Genomic DNA, 14,927 nt, shown 5'->3' with positions numbered 1-14,927 from the left:
TTCTGGTCAAAAGATTGAATATTCGCGGGAAGAGATACGTAAATTCACTGGCTTTTCGGCTAAAGTTTCTTTAGGATTTATCTCATCAGATGATTAATTGTACCAATTGTTTGGTCCTAAAATGATAAGCGATGTCGATTGTATGAGGTTAGCAATGCCTTCAGGAAGTGAAGAACCGCAAAGGGATCCTGCGCTCAAGCGTAAAGCCTGGCTGGCGGTCTTTCTCGTCTCTACCCTGTTTTGGGTGGTGGTTGCTCTCCTGGCCTGGAAATATTGGGGTTGAATATGGCAGTGACGGTACGTTCAGAAACGCTAAAACCAGTGTGTCAACACCGTGACAACGGGCACAAAGCTCGCAAAGCACCTGCGACTACAGTACCAGCGTCCTGGAAACTGACAGCACAGCAGCAAGCATTTATTGATGTGTTCGCGGAAGACGAACCCAAAAAACAATAATTTAGTTTTTTTGCGTAATGATGCAAATAGTCTGAATAAAGACTCTGTGCTTTTGTACTCTTTAATAAATACACATCAGCAATATAGACCTGAGGGCTGACCTCGGAATCTTTAATAATTAAAGCCTGGTGTCCCTATGATGAATAACATGACAACTCTCAAATACTGGTCATGGATCGGCGTTTTTTCCGTGTCGATTCTCTTCTGGTGTCAGCTTATCTGGCTGGCTATCCACTAAATGCTAAAACCTCGCTGCGGCGGGGTTTTTTGTTTTTATGCTTCACCAGAACCTTCCTGGATTTATCAATTTGGGTTGTTATCAAAACGTTACGACATCTTTGTGTTATCTTTAATTACGGCCCTGATGATTGTCAGGGTTTCCCTGTGATTAAGGAGGAGCTTATGTCGTTAACCCTACGCGAAGCCAGTAAGGATACGTTGCAGGCAGAAAATAAAACCTGGCATTACTATAGCTTGCCGCTGGCAGCCAACACGCTTGGAGACATTTCGCGGTTACCCAAGTCGTTGAAAGTTTTACTGGAAAACCTCCTGCGCTGGCAGGATGAAGAGTCTGTCACCGCCGAGGACATTCACGCTCTGGCAGGATGGCTCAAGGATGCCCATGCTGACAGAGAAATAGCCTATCGCCCGGCAAGGGTCCTGATGCAGGATTTCACCGGCGTACCTGCCGTCGTTGATTTAGCCGCCATGCGTGAAGCGGTAAAACGTCTGGGTGGCGATACGGCAAAAGTGAATCCACTTTCCCCCGTCGATCTGGTTATTGACCACTCGGTGACCGTTGACCATTTTGGCGATGATGATGCGTTTGGTGAGAACGTGCGTCTGGAGATGGAGCGTAATCATGAACGCTATGTTTTCCTGAAGTGGGGACAGCAGGCTTTCAGCCGCTTCAGCGTTGTTCCACCGGGCACCGGCATCTGTCACCAGGTGAACCTCGAATATCTTGGCAAAGCCGTCTGGAGCGAATTACAGGATAAGGAATGGGTCGCTTACCCGGATACGCTGGTTGGTACGGATTCCCATACCACCATGATCAACGGCCTGGGCGTTTTGGGCTGGGGTGTCGGCGGCATCGAAGCGGAAGCGGCGATGCTTGGGCAACCTGTCTCCATGCTCATTCCTGATGTCGTCGGTTTCAAACTAACAGGTAAGCTCTCAGAAGGGATTACCGCCACGGACCTGGTGCTGACGGTTACCCAGATGCTGCGTAAGCATGGCGTGGTTGGCAAGTTTGTTGAATTCTACGGCGACGGACTTGATTCACTGCCGCTGGCGGATCGCGCCACTATCGCCAATATGGCGCCGGAATATGGCGCAACCTGCGGCTTTTTCCCAATCGATAATGTCACGCTGGAATATATGCGTCTGAGTGGTCGCAGCGAAGAACAGGTGGCGTTGGTCGAGGCCTACACCAAAGCGCAGGGCATGTGGCGCAATCCCGGGGATGAACCGGTCTTTACCAGCACGCTGGCGCTGGATATGGGCGCGGTTGAAGCGAGTCTGGCGGGGCCAAAACGGCCTCAGGATCGCGTTGCCCTGAACGATGTGCCAAAGGCGTTTGCGGCCAGCAATGAGCTGGAAGTGAATACGGCACAAAAGGATCACCGTCCGGTCGACTATGTCATGAACGGGCATCAGTATCAGCTCCCTGATGGTGCTGTGGTCATCGCCGCAATTACATCCTGCACCAATACCTCCAACCCAAGCGTACTGATGGCCGCCGGGCTGCTGGCGAAAAAAGCGGTGGAGCTGGGCCTCAAGCCTCAGCCATGGGTGAAAGCCTCTCTCGCGCCGGGCTCCAAAGTGGTTTCCGATTATCTTGCGCAGGCCAGGTTGACCCCGTATCTGGATGAACTGGGTTTTAACCTGGTTGGCTATGGCTGTACCACCTGTATCGGTAACTCCGGTCCGCTACCGGAACCGATTGAAGTGGCGATCAAGCAGGGCGATTTGACCGTTGGCGCAGTGCTTTCGGGCAACCGAAACTTTGAAGGTCGTATTCATCCGCTGGTCAAAACCAACTGGCTGGCATCACCGCCGCTGGTCGTGGCTTACGCGCTGGCCGGGAATATGAACATCAACCTGGTTACCGATCCGATTGGTCACGATCGCAGAAACGAGCCGGTCTATCTGAAAGATATCTGGCCGTCGTCGCGAGAAATTGCCCGTGCGGTAGAAAAAGTGTCGACCGAAATGTTCCGCAAAGAGTATGCGGAGGTGTTTGAAGGCACGCCGGAATGGAAAGCCATCAACATCGTCGGCTCGGATACCTATGACTGGCAGGATGATTCAACCTATATCCGCCTGTCGCCATTCTTCGATGAAATGCTGGCAGAGCCTGCGCCGCTTCAGGATATCCACGGCGCGCGCATTCTCGCGATGCTGGGGGATTCTGTCACCACGGACCATATCTCACCGGCGGGAAGCATCAAAGCCGACAGCCCGGCTGGACGCTATCTGCAAAGCCGGGGTGTAGAACGCCGTGATTTTAACTCCTATGGTTCTCGCCGGGGCAACCATGAAGTGATGATGCGCGGGACGTTTGCCAACATTCGTATCCGTAATGAAATGGTGCCGGGTGTGGAAGGCGGCATGACGCGTCATCTGCCGGGAACGGAGGTCGTTTCCATTTATGATGCGGCCGTCAAATATCAACAGGAAGGCACGCCGCTGGCGGTCATTGCCGGGAAGGAGTACGGCTCTGGCTCAAGCCGCGACTGGGCAGCAAAAGGGCCGCGCCTGCTCGGGGTTCGGGTGGTCATCGCCGAATCGTTCGAACGTATTCACCGCTCGAATCTGATCGGGATGGGGATCCTGCCTCTCGAATTTCCACAGGGCGTCACCCGTAAAACGCTGGGCCTGACCGGGGAGGAGCAGATTGACATTAGCGGTCTGCAAAACCTGCAGCCGGGTAAAACGGTTCCGGTGAAGTTAACGCGGGCAGATGGGAAGATTGAGGTGCTGGAATGCCGTTGCCGCATCGATACGGCAACAGAGCTGACCTATTACCAGAACGATGGCATTTTGCACTATGTGATTCGTAAGATGCTGGATTGATGGAAAACGCCCGGCTTTACGGCCGGGCTTTCTGGATTACTCGCTGAGCAGATGGCCCATCTTCGCGGCTTTGGTGTCGAGGTAGTGCGCGTTTTTCGGGTTACGTCCCACAATCAGCGGCACGCGTTCGACGATGTTGATCCCCGCCTCGGTCAGGATTTCGACCTTTTTAGGATTATTGGTTAACAGACGCACTTCGTCCACGCCCAGCAGCTTGAACATATCTGCACACAGGGTGAAATCGCGTTCGTCAGCGGCAAAGCCCAACTGGTGGTTGGCTTCTACCGTGTCGTAACCCTGGTCCTGTAGCGCATAAGCGCGGATTTTATTCAGCAGACCAATATTACGCCCCTCCTGACGGTGATACAGCAGCACGCCACGGCCTTCTTCCGCAATGTGCGAGAGGGCGGCTTCGAGCTGGAAACCGCAGTCACAGCGCAAGCTGAACAGCGCATCGCCGGTCAAACACTCTGAATGTACGCGGGAAAGCACCGGCGTCTGCCCTGAAATGTCGCCATAGACCAGCGCGACGTGATCCTGCCCGGTTGCCAGTTCTTCAAAACCCACCATCAGGAAATCGCCCCATGGGGTTGGCAGTTTGGCTTCTGCCACACGTTTAAGCTGCATGTGATTCTCCAGAATCGGCTGACACGTTTCGTGCCGTCTGCCTGTTTGGCTTTCTCTATCTGTTCATTTTGCCACAAGCTCCTCAAGTTCGCCTAATCACCACCATGCTATACGCGCGTTAAACGCACGATCCGACATATCCACCACATGGATGAATTTCAGTTATGATTGTGGTGCTTAGCATAAAAGGAGAAGACATGCTTTCTATCGCCAGACGAACGGCAGCGGGTGCGGCCGTACTACTTGTGATGCCTTTGGTTGTATGGTGCTCCGGCTGGATGTGGCAGCCGGGCCAAAACGCCATGTGGCTGAAAACGTTATACTGGATAACGGAAACGGTGACGCAGCCGTGGGGGATCATCACGCATGTTCTTCTCTGCGCCTGGTTCCTGTGGTGCCTGCGTTTTCGTCTGCGCGCCGCGCTGGTGTTATTTGCTATCCTCGGCGGGGCCATTCTGGTGGGGCAGGGCGTAAAATCCTGGGTTAAGGATCGTGTACAGGAGCCGCGTCCTTTCGTCATCTGGATGGAAAAAACGCACCATGTGCCGGTAGATGAGTTCTACACTTTAAAACGTAAAGATCGCGGTGCGCTGGTAAAAGAGCAGCTTGCAGAACAAGAGGATATTCCGGCATTTTTGCGTAAACACTGGCAAAAAGAGACCGGTTTCGCATTTCCTTCCGGGCACACGATGTTTGCCGCAAGCTGGGCGTTACTCGGCGTCGGGTTATTGTGGCCGCGGCGCCGGACGGTCACTATTGCGATTCTGTTAGTCTGGGCAACCGGCGTGATGGGGAGCCGGTTACTGCTGGGGATGCACTGGCCGCGTGATTTAGTCGTGGCGACGCTGATTTCCTGGCTGCTGGTAACGTTAGCCACCTGGCTTGCCGAACGATTCTGTGGGCCGCTGACGCCGCCACCGGAAGAGAAGGAAGAAATCGCCGAGCGTGAGCAAAGCGGTGTCTGAAGGTTGATTTTCCGTATTTTGCCCATAAATCCATGACGGGCGCGCAACTTTTTCCGTTTCGCCCCCGTCACTAAAATGATAGTTTATAAGGCTGATTGCGGTGAGTTGAACAGACTTTATTCGCTTGAACCACATAACGGGAAGTCATGTGAAATATTTACTCATTTTCTTACTGGTGTTGGCGATTTTTGTTATTTCCGTCACCTTAGGTGCGCAAAACGATCAGCAGGTGACCTTTAACTATCTGCTTGCACAGGGCGAGTACCGGGTATCGAGCCTGCTCGCGGTCCTTTTCGCCGCCGGTTTTATCATCGGCTGGCTGGTGTGTGGTCTCTTCTGGCTTAAGGTTCGTGTTTCGCTTGTGCGCGCTGAACGTAAAATCAAACGCCTTGAACATCAAATTGCGCCCGCGACTGACATTCCGGAGAGTTCTGGTGTGCCGGTAGCCAAGGAATAATCGAATATGCTGGAGTTGTTGTTTCTGCTTTTGCCTGTAGCCGCAGCCTATGGCTGGTATATGGGCCGCAGAAGTGCGCAACAAACAAAACAGGATGAGGCCAACCGACTCTCCCGCGACTATGTTGCGGGGGTGAACTTCCTCCTGAGCAATCAACAGGATAAAGCGGTTGATCTGTTCCTTGATATGTTGAAAGAGGATACGGGCACCGTAGAAGCGCATCTCACCCTGGGCAACCTGTTCCGCTCGCGCGGTGAGGTTGATCGCGCTATTCGTATTCACCAGACGCTGATGGAAAGCGCGTCGTTAACCTACGATCAACGTTTGCTGGCCGTTCAACAGCTGGGACGTGATTACATGGCGGCGGGGCTGTACGATCGTGCCGAAGATATGTTCACCCAACTGGTTGATGAGACCGACTTCCGTATCAGTGCGCTCCAGCAGTTACTGCAGATTTACCAGGCGACCAGCGAATGGCAAAAAGCCATAGATACAGCCGAACGTCTGGTGAAGCTTGGCAAAGATAAGCAACGCGTAGAAATTGCTCACTTCTATTGCGAACTGGCGCTTCAGCAGATGGGCAACGACGACATGGATAAAGCCATGGCACTGCTGAAGAAAGGCGCCGCTGCGGATCGCAACAGCGCACGAATCTCCATCATGATGGGGCGCGTCTTTATGGCGAATGGCGACTACGCCAAAGCCGTTGAAAGCCTGTTGCGGGTTATCGACCAGGATAAAGAGTTGGTCAGTGAAACGCTGGAAATGCTGCAAACCTGCTATCAACAGCTCGACAAGCAGGATGAGTGGGTAGCATTCCTGCGTCGTTGCGTGGAAGAAAATACTGGCGCCACCGCTGAACTGATGCTCTCAGACGTTGTTGAGCAGTATGAGGGAAGCGACACCGCGCAGGTTTATATTACGCGTCAGCTGCAGCGCCATCCGACCATGCGGGTGTTCCATAAGCTGATGGATTACCACCTGAACGACGCAGAAGAAGGGCGTGCCAAAGAGAGCCTGATGGTGCTGCGCGATATGGTCGGCGAGCAGGTACGCAGTAAGCCGCGCTACCGCTGCCAGAAGTGCGGTTTTACTGCCTATACGCTGTACTGGCACTGTCCTTCGTGCCGTGCCTGGTCAACCATCAAGCCGATTCGTGGTCTTGACGGGCAGTAATTTTTTAAAACGCCCCATTTTAGTTACAACATACTGTTGGGTTTTTGTCACTGAGTCAGCACCGTGCAATTTTTCGGTCAGGCAGGAAAGGAAATCGATTCTGTCAATTTCCACCGCTGGCAGGTAGAATGCAGGCCGTTTATCTGTCCCGCGCCGCTGCGCGCCCATAGACGAAAAGGGCTGGTCATGACGTCTGTTACTTCCTCCGCTTCCCGCGTAATTACTGATTCTCCTGTTGTTGTTGCGCTTGATTATAATAACCGCGACACCGCGCTGGCCTTTGTTGATGGTATCGATCCCCGAGATTGCCGTCTGAAAGTTGGCAAAGAGATGTTTACGCTGTTTGGTCCGCAAATTGTCCGCGATCTTCAGCAGCGTGGGTTTGACGTTTTCCTGGACCTGAAATTCCATGATATTCCCAACACTACTGCGCATGCCGTCGCTGCTGCAGCCGAGCTTGGTGTGTGGATGGTCAACGTCCATGCATCGGGTGGGGCGCGTATGATGACCGCCGCGCGCGAGGCGCTGGTGCCCTTCGGCAAAGATGCACCGCTCCTGATTGCGGTCACCGTGCTGACCAGCATGGATGAATCTGACCTGCGCGATCTTGGCGTGACGTTGTCACCTGCTGAGCAAGCTGAACGTCTGGCTCGTCTGACGCAAAACTGCGGTCTCGATGGGGTAGTCTGTTCAGCCCAGGAGGCGGTGCGCTTCAAATCCGAACTGGGCCAACAATTTAAGCTTATCACGCCGGGTATTCGTCCCGCGGGCAGTGAGGTTGGCGATCAGCGCCGTATTATGACGCCAGAGCAAGCGTTGGCTGCAGGTGTGGATTATATGGTGATTGGCCGTCCCGTTACGCAATCTGCGGATCCGGCGCAGACGCTAAAAGCGATCAACGCGTCATTGAAAAAGGGTGCCTGATGAGCGATTCCAACAGCCGCCTGGTCTACTCCACCGGCACGGGGCGTATTGATGAGCCAAAAGAGAAAGCTGAACGTCCTAAAGGTGATGGCATCGTGCGCATCCAGCGTCAGACCAGTGGTCGCAAGGGTAAGGGGGTGTGCCTGATTACCGGGATCGATCTGGATGATGCGGAGCTGGCTAAACTGGCCGCAGAATTAAAAAAGAAATGCGGCTGCGGCGGTGCCGTGAAAGAGGGCGTGATCGAAATTCAGGGCGACAAACGCGATTTAATTAAAACGCTGCTCGAAGCCAAAGGAATGAAAGTTAAACTGGCGGGCGGCTAAATTAAAAGAGCCACGGCGTTAACCGTGGCTCTTTATACGTGTGTAAGTCAGACCTGAAAAATACTGAATATATTATTAGACCGGTGAGAGCCGTTATGGTGATTATTTGCCCACCTGGTGACCGATAATACCGCCGACAGCAGCACCACCTAATGTACCCAGCGTACTACCATCCGTTAATACCGCACCACCAAGAGCACCGGCACCCGCACCAATCGCGGTGTTACGGTCACGTTTAGACCAGTTAGAGCAGGCGCTCAGGGACATAGCTACTGTAATTGCCAGAACAGCGGCAGCGATTTTTTTGCTGGTAAAGGTCATAATACTTTCTCCTGAATTATCGATTCACGGAAAGAAGTGCGCTTTAAGTATAGACAATAGTCATACTTAAATTCTGTTTTCCGTGAAAGCTAGTCGCGCAGGTGTTACGTAATCACGCAAGTGATAGTCACTTCCTGTTATATCGCTAATAATAATTTTACCCCTTTAGCCCAGGTTAAACAGGTAAAAACTCTTAAAGCAGGCTTCGGAATCATCTCAGAGAGAGGGAGAGATTTGCGCCCGTTATTCAGGCGCAGAGGAGAGTCAGACAGATTTTCTCACAATATCGACGGTCAGACCGTCATGCTCAAGCTGCTGGCGATGTTCATCACTCAGTCGTTCATCGGTGATCACGCGGCTAAATCGATTTACCGGACCCATCGTATAGGGATGTACGGAACCGAATTTAGAACTGTCGGTAAGGACAATTGCTTCACACTCTTTTTCCAGCACGGCATTAACCACGTCAGAACGCATCATATCCCGGCCGGTGAACCCGGTGTCAGGTTGCCAGCCATCAATACCAATGAACGCTTTGCTGAAGTGAACCTGCTGGACATACTGGCGAGTGAGTGGACCCACCATGCTTTCACTTTTCTTCTGGTAAATACCGCCCAGCAGAATGACCTCACAGCGCGTCTCTTTCAGCAGATGCGCAATATAGCTGCTGACGGTAATAATGGTTACGTCTTTTTGATCGGCCAGGGTGCGTGCCAGTAGGGCATTACTGCTGCCATTCTCAATAAAGACCGTTTCACCATTGTTCACTAAGGACGCAGCAAATTCTGCCAGTTCTCGTTTGAGGGCGTAATTGTTCATCATGCGGGTTTCAACGTCTTCACTGTCTAGTGGGACGGCATAACCATGCGCACGACGCAGGTAGCTCTGTTTTTCCAGAAGGTTAAGATCCTGACGGATTGTGACTTCAGAAACGCCGGTCGTTTTAGCGAGATCGACCACGCTTACGCGCCCCTGATCGATGACCATCTGCAAAATGATTTGTTGTCGGGAATTCATAGCATCCATTTATAAAGCAAAACGAGGTCGGAAACGGTGGAGTCAAACTTCCCACGGGGCTTTTGGCTGGGCGCTTTCTGGCGCGGAATCGGAATCTTTGTGAGCCAGTAACTCTGATTTCAGGATCTCAAGATTACGGATCGCAGAGTGATAATCACCCGCTACCAAGATATCCAGCACCGTATCAATACGTCGTGCCACAGCCAGTGCATCAATGTCAGACATAATCTCACCCCAGGAGCGAAAAGTTAATATTTTCAATGATGCAGAAAATGGGAACAAAAGAGAAGGGAAAAAATGCAATAACTAAAGTACATAAATGAAAGTGATAATTTTATTCCCTCTCATGCAGCGGGGTTAATGGGTGGATTAGTCTAAAACTGCGCGCAAGGCGCTTTTTTTTAAGAGGAATTAGACTATGACCGTTATCAATCAAGCAACCTGCACACTGTTTACCGATACTGAACGTTTCACTCAGCTGGCGGGCTATTATGAGGCGGAGCGTCGCACTGTCTGGATGATGTTGCGGTCGCAACCGCGCCCTTGCTTCAACCACGTATTAATAGAGGAGATCATGAATCTTTCCTGGCTGGTTCGCCAGTCCGGTTTTACGGTCGATTTTTGGGTTACCGGATCGCTGGTAGCCGATATGTATAACGCCGGTGGGGACTTGCAGTTCTTCGTAGACTGTATTCAAAACGGGCGCCGGGAAGCATTACGTGCATATGCGCGTGCCTGTGTTGATTGCGTACACGCCGCATCACGGGGTTTTGATACCGGGGCAATTACGCTGGCGATGGTCGAAGGGAGCGCCTTAGGAGGCGGCTTCGAGGCTGCGCTGGCGCACCATTTTCTCCTGGCTCAGCGCGATGCCCGGTTAGGGTTCCCGGAGATCGCCTTTAATCTTTTCCCCGGGATGGGGGGCTATTCGCTCGTTGCACGCCGTTCAGGCATGAAGCTGGCAGAGGAGCTCATTTACAAAGGGGAATCCCATACGGCTGAGTGGTACGAACAGCACGGATTGGTGGATGTGCTGTTTGAACCGGGACAAAGCTATGTCACCGTCCGAACATTTATCGACACGCTGCAGCCGAAACTGAACGGCGTAAGGGCAATGCTGCGCGCCCGCACCCGCGTTTTGCAGCTGCCACGCAGTGAACTGATGGATATTACAGAAGACTGGGTCGATGCCGCGTTTTGCCTTGAACCGAAAGATATCGCTTATATGGAACGTCTGGTTATGCTGCAAAACCGCCATCAGGCGGCGGGGTTACGCCAGGCCAGTTAACGCATCTTTCGTGACTGATAGCGCTTTAGCCATCGCTCGAAAACGGCAGCGGGCATCGGCTTAGCAAACAGAAAACCTTGCCGTTCGTTGACGCCGTTCTTAGTCAGAAAGGCGTCTTCTTTTGCACTCTCCACGCCTTCCGCAATGACCTGCAGATTCAGTGCCTGAGCAACGGCCACAATCGCACGGACCAAAGACTGCGAAATGGATTGTTTATGGATATCCCGCACAAACGACTGATCGAGCTTGATGGCATCGATAGGAAAACGCGCCAGCTGTGACAGGGATGAATAGCCTGTACCGAAATCGTCCAGATGAATTTGCGCTCCAAGCTGGCTGAACTGCTGGATGACCGAAAGGGCCAGCTCTTCGTTTTCGATAAGACAGCTCTCGGTCAGTTCAACATCGATAGGGCAATATTCAAAATTCAGATCCTTCAGCGCCTGTTTCAGGTCACTGAATATGGTCTGGTCTGCCAGTTGACGCGCTGATACGTTGACCGCCACCCGCAGGTTAATGCCTTTATCGCGCCATTTAGCCACCTGACGCACCACGTCCAGCATAACCCAGCGACCGAGCGGCACAATCAAGCCGGACTCCTCAGCGTAAGAGATAAATTCCAGCGGAGGAATAAGTCCGCGCTCTGGCGATTGCCAGCGCACCAGCGCTTCCAGGCTTCTGACTTCACCGCGCCAGGTCATTTTCGGCTGATAGTGGATCAAGAGCTGGTCGTTATCCAGCGCTTTGCGCAGGTTGGTATCCAGCCAAAGATATTCGAACACGCGCTGGTTCATCTCTGGAGAGAACACGCAGAACTTGCCTCGCCCGTTCTCTTTCGCGGTATACATCGCGGTATCCGCGTTGCGAATGACGCTCTCGCGGTCGTTGCCATGCTGCGGGGCAAGGGCGATGCCCAGAGAGCAGCCGGTGTAAATTTCAATTAAGCCGATGCGGAAGGGTTGCCGTAACCGGCTCAAAATACGCGATGCCATGGCTTCCAGTGAGCCTTGCGAGGTATCGGTTGCCATCACAATAAACTCATCACCGCCGAGTCTCGCCAGCACCTGACCTTCATCCAGACAACTCAGAATGGCAAGGGCGACGGCCTGCAATAACTGGTCGCCAAACATGTGCCCATAGGCATCGTTAACCTTTTTAAAATTATCCAGGTCGAGATAGACCACGCCGACCTGAGTGTCTCCCCGGGTGGCGATGGCATCGGAAATCAGCTCGTGGATCGCGTTTCGGTTTGGCAGTCCGGTGATGGTATCCGTATTGGCCAGCACGCGCAGGCGTTCCTGAGCACGCCGCTCCTCCGTGATATCGGTACCGGAACAGATAAGATAAATTTCATTTTTACCGCTGCCGCTGTGAACAAATTTGTTTCTGAACAGAAACAATCGCTGCCCTTTGCGGGTCTTGACCCAGCGTTCAACTTCATAGGAACTGCCGTTACGAAAAAAACCGGCAATATTACGTCTTGAGGCAGCGGCTTCGCTGCGGGTCATAAACAGTTTGAAGACGTTTTGCCCGATCACCTCGTGTTCTTTCAGCCCGGTGTACTCTTCACTCAGGCGGTTAAAGCGCTGGATATTCCCGTTCTGGTCCAGGATAACGATAACTGAATTGGCTTCTGAGACAACCTGTTCGGCAAAAGAGAGACCCTGCGCCAGATCGCGCGCAACGGAAGGGGTATCGTGCCAGGCAGAGGCTGTACCGGCCCACTCGTTTCGGGTAATTTTGCGCCCGACCAGATGGACAGGAACATCTTCACCGTACAAAGAGAGGGTCATCGAGATACTGGAGGTGATGACGGTTAACTGGCGGATGAGCGCGGCCTGTTCATCATTCAGCGCGATCACTTGCGTCACATCGGCATTTTCACTGGTGGAGAGATGCAGAGCATTGCTGTCAGCGGTCAGTCGCCACCAGGGGCTGTGGGTTCCCATGTAACGAAACAGCAAATTCTGCTCCAAATCGTCCATTCTGTTTTCTCCCGCAGCTGCTCATTAGCGCACAAATCATTCATTTGTTGTCGACTTTCCGTTGTGATCCAGCGGCAAAACCGAAGTGAACTTATTGTTTTTTCCCTGATTTCTAATAATAAAACGAGTCAGGCAAAAAAGGATACTCAGCGTATAAAAATTCACGTAATCGAATATGAAGGGATTCTTTTAATGTAGATAATTATGGCGATTTTGGGCGGGAGGAGACTGAAAATAGTCAGTGATTTTGTGGTTTGTGATGAGAGAAGAGTTTGTCGACCCATCCATGAAGGAAAGGGTCGACAATTTAACAGCTTATCAGGCGACCGGGCGCGCAATAATGCTGCGCGTTTCCATGCGAACTTCAGCGATATTGACATCAATCACGTCAGTGACTTTGTAAACCGTTTCGCCTTTGATTTGCACGGTTCCGTTTTCCTGGCTACACACCAGTTCGTCGCGTACAGCATGCAGGAATGGCGCAGGAATGAAAGCAACGGCACCGTTGTCCACCAGACGTACGCGCATACCGCCGCGGCTGATATCAATGATTTCCGCCGGGAAGCGGGCATCCGTTCCAGCTTTATCATTCAGGAAGCGCGCGTACAGCCAGTCACCGACATCGCGTTCAGCCATACGGTTCAGGCGGCGGCGCTCGGCCATTTGCACGGTGGAATCATCCTGAGGACGCGCGACCGATTCCCCTTTGATAATCGCTTTCAGCAGGCGATGGTTTACCATGTCGCCGTACTTACGAATCGGAGAGGTCCAGGTGGCATAGGCTTCAAGCCCCAGACCGAAATGCGGGCCCGGTTCGATGCTGATTTCGGCAAAGGACTGGAAGCGGCGAATACGGCTGTCGAGGAAACCGGATGGTTGCGCATCGAGTTCGCGACGAAGTTTGCAGAAGCCTTGCAGCGTCAGCACTTCTTCAGGATCGACATGCACGTCATGCGTTTTCAGCAGGGCAGCCAGCGCCTCGGTGTTAGCCGGATCGAATCCGGTATGCACGTTATAGATGCCGAAGCCTAACTTGTCGCGCAATACGCGGGCGGCACAAATGTTGGCCGAAATCATGGCTTCTTCAACAATACGGTTAGCGATGCGGCGTGGTTCAGCAACGATATCCAGCACTTCGCCTTTTTCACCCAACACGAAACGGTAGTCCGGACGATCCTTAAAGACCAGCGCATGGGTTTTACGCCATTCACTGCGGTTCAGACACACGCGATGCAACAGTCGAATTTGCGCGGCAATGGCGTCGTTTTCAGGTTGCCAGGTGCCCGTGTTTTCCAGCCAGTCGGACACGTCGTCATAGGCCAGCTTGGCTTTGGACTCGATGGTCGCAGCAAAGAATTCGATATCGTCTTCAATCGTGCCGTCGGCGGCGATAGTCATGCGGCAGGCGAGTACCGGGCGCACTTCATTCGGGCGCAGCGAGCAGAGATCGTCAGAGAGTTCACGCGGCAGCATCGGGATATTGAAGCCCGGCAGGTAGTTGGTGAACGAACGCACTTTTGCCATATCGTCCAGTTTGCTGCCTTCGACAATCCAGGCGGTAGGATCGGCAATCGCGACGGTCAGATGCACTTTGCCATCCGCCGTCTCTTCTGCAAACAGCGCATCGTCCATGTCTTCGGTGCTGGCACTGTCGATGGTGACAAAGTCCAGACCGGTCAGGTCACGGCGTGACAGACCTTCGTCCTGCATTTCTGTCGCGACGCCGTCTGGTGCCTCTTTTTCAAGATTATGACGCGCCAGCGTTACCCACCACGGGACGAAGTGGTCGTCGCCGAAGGTGATAAATTGCGTCAGCTCAGCATAGAAACCACGGTCGCCTTTGAGAGGGTGGCGGCGCATTTCAGCAACGGCCCAGTCACCCTCTTTAAAATCATGCTCAACGCCACGCGCAGCACGGCACTGAATAGCATCTTTCAGCAGGGGATGGTCCGGCACGATGGAAAGACGGTCATCTTTTCTGTGTACCTTGCCCACGAAGCGAGTCAGGAAAGGTTCAATCAGTTCTTCTGGCTCGGCGGACTCGCGTTCCTTTTCCGTATGAATAACCGCTGTGACGCGATCGCCGTGCATCACTTTTTTCATCTGCGGAGGCGGGATGAAATAGCTCTTTTGCCCGTCAACTTCAAGGAAGCCAAAGCCCTTTTCCGTGGCTTTTACGACCCCTTCTGCACGCGGCGTCTGGGAATGCAGTTGCTGTTTAAGCTGCGCTAGCAGCGGGTTGTCCTGAAACATAATGTTCTATTTTCGTAGCCATTGAGCGGCTGACAGTTTTACGCGAATCTTACT

General features: G+C 52.8%; 15 protein-coding genes. 9 read left to right on the top strand and 6 right to left on the bottom strand.

Translation table 11 applies throughout. From position 1 onward, the window contains the following. Positions 1-142 precede the first annotated feature (142 nt). From ACOQH0_RS12575 to acnA, 3 genes are all read left to right on the top strand, one after another. The gene (locus tag ACOQH0_RS12575) at positions 143-283 is read left to right on the top strand and encodes a YmiA family putative membrane protein (RefSeq protein ID WP_213327741.1); all 141 of its coding nucleotides are present in this window, start codon (positions 143-145) and stop codon (positions 281-283) included. A gap of 312 nt (positions 284-595) precedes the next feature. Continuing rightward, positions 596-694: a small membrane protein YmiC gene (ymiC, locus tag ACOQH0_RS12570; RefSeq protein WP_042713577.1), complete on the top strand. Its 99-nt coding sequence runs from the start codon at positions 596-598 to the stop codon at positions 692-694. A 164-nt stretch (positions 695-858) separates the two neighbouring features. Next, positions 859-3,534: an aconitate hydratase AcnA gene (gene acnA / locus ACOQH0_RS12565; RefSeq protein ID WP_089600610.1), complete on the top strand. Its 2,676-nt coding sequence runs from the start codon at positions 859-861 to the stop codon at positions 3,532-3,534. Positions 3,535-3,570: 36 nt separating this feature from the next. On the opposite strand, the gene ribA is transcribed toward acnA, so the two are convergent. Then, the gene (gene ribA, locus ACOQH0_RS12560) at positions 3,571-4,161 is read right to left on the bottom strand and encodes a GTP cyclohydrolase II (protein WP_013096372.1); all 591 of its coding nucleotides are present in this window, start codon (positions 4,159-4,161) and stop codon (positions 3,571-3,573) included. Between the two features lie 197 nt (positions 4,162-4,358). Here ribA and pgpB point away from each other — a divergent pair, with 197 nt between their 5' ends. From pgpB to yciH, 5 genes are all read left to right on the top strand, one after another. Beyond that, on the top strand, positions 4,359-5,126 hold the full coding sequence (gene pgpB, locus ACOQH0_RS12555; RefSeq protein WP_029485098.1) for a phosphatidylglycerophosphatase B: 768 nt from the start codon (positions 4,359-4,361) through the stop codon (positions 5,124-5,126). Between the two features lie 148 nt (positions 5,127-5,274). Continuing rightward, entirely contained in the window at positions 5,275-5,583 is a 309-nt protein-coding gene (locus tag ACOQH0_RS12550; RefSeq protein ID WP_010431755.1) for a LapA family protein, read from the top strand. Between the two features lie 6 nt (positions 5,584-5,589). Then, complete coding sequence (lapB, locus tag ACOQH0_RS12545) at positions 5,590-6,759, top strand: lipopolysaccharide assembly protein LapB (protein ID WP_120158299.1); 1,170 nt, start codon at positions 5,590-5,592, stop codon at positions 6,757-6,759. 186 nt (positions 6,760-6,945) lie between these two features. Further along, complete coding sequence (gene pyrF / locus ACOQH0_RS12540) at positions 6,946-7,683, top strand: orotidine-5'-phosphate decarboxylase (RefSeq protein WP_089600668.1); 738 nt, start codon at positions 6,946-6,948, stop codon at positions 7,681-7,683. Further along, entirely contained in the window at positions 7,683-8,009 is a 327-nt protein-coding gene (yciH, locus tag ACOQH0_RS12535; protein ID WP_421510478.1) for a stress response translation initiation inhibitor YciH, read from the top strand. The genes pyrF and yciH overlap by 1 nt, the downstream gene beginning before the upstream one ends. A gap of 102 nt (positions 8,010-8,111) precedes the next feature. Here the strand turns inward: yciH and osmB are convergent, their stop codons facing one another. The 3 genes from osmB to ACOQH0_RS12520 form a co-directional block, all read right to left on the bottom strand. Next, positions 8,112-8,330 (bottom strand): osmotically-inducible lipoprotein OsmB, encoded by a 219-nt coding sequence (osmB, locus tag ACOQH0_RS12530; RefSeq protein ID WP_010431738.1) that lies wholly within the window; start codon positions 8,328-8,330, stop codon positions 8,112-8,114. Between the two features lie 264 nt (positions 8,331-8,594). Then, positions 8,595-9,347 carry a DNA-binding transcriptional regulator YciT gene (locus tag ACOQH0_RS12525; protein WP_421510476.1) on the bottom strand — a complete coding sequence of 251 codons (753 nt, stop codon included), beginning with the start codon at positions 9,345-9,347 and terminating at the stop codon, positions 8,595-8,597. Between the two features lie 42 nt (positions 9,348-9,389). Further along, positions 9,390-9,572: a hypothetical protein gene (locus ACOQH0_RS12520; RefSeq protein WP_010431733.1), complete on the bottom strand. Its 183-nt coding sequence runs from the start codon at positions 9,570-9,572 to the stop codon at positions 9,390-9,392. Positions 9,573-9,765: 193 nt separating this feature from the next. Here ACOQH0_RS12520 and ACOQH0_RS12515 point away from each other — a divergent pair, with 193 nt between their 5' ends. Continuing rightward, entirely contained in the window at positions 9,766-10,635 is an 870-nt protein-coding gene (locus ACOQH0_RS12515; protein ID WP_421510475.1) for a crotonase/enoyl-CoA hydratase family protein, read from the top strand. Here the strand turns inward: ACOQH0_RS12515 and pdeR are convergent. Both pdeR and ACOQH0_RS12505 read right to left on the bottom strand, forming a co-directional pair. Then, a complete protein-coding gene (gene pdeR / locus ACOQH0_RS12510) occupies positions 10,632-12,620 on the bottom strand; it encodes a cyclic di-GMP phosphodiesterase (protein WP_100166150.1) in 1,989 nt (662 codons plus the stop codon). The two genes, ACOQH0_RS12515 and pdeR, sit on opposite strands and share 4 nt — an antisense overlap. A 318-nt stretch (positions 12,621-12,938) precedes the next feature. After that, positions 12,939-14,873 carry an exoribonuclease II gene (locus ACOQH0_RS12505; RefSeq protein ID WP_108417784.1) on the bottom strand — a complete coding sequence of 645 codons (1,935 nt, stop codon included), beginning with the start codon at positions 14,871-14,873 and terminating at the stop codon, positions 12,939-12,941. Between the last annotated feature and the right edge of the window lie 54 nt (positions 14,874-14,927).

It is taken from the genome of Enterobacter sp. JS8-1, from assembly GCF_049187015.1.
Taxonomy (GTDB): Bacteria; Pseudomonadota; Gammaproteobacteria; order Enterobacterales; family Enterobacteriaceae; genus Enterobacter; species Enterobacter mori.
The sequence above is the reverse complement of the archived record's forward strand: the minus strand, read 5'-3'. Positions and strand labels throughout refer to the sequence as shown.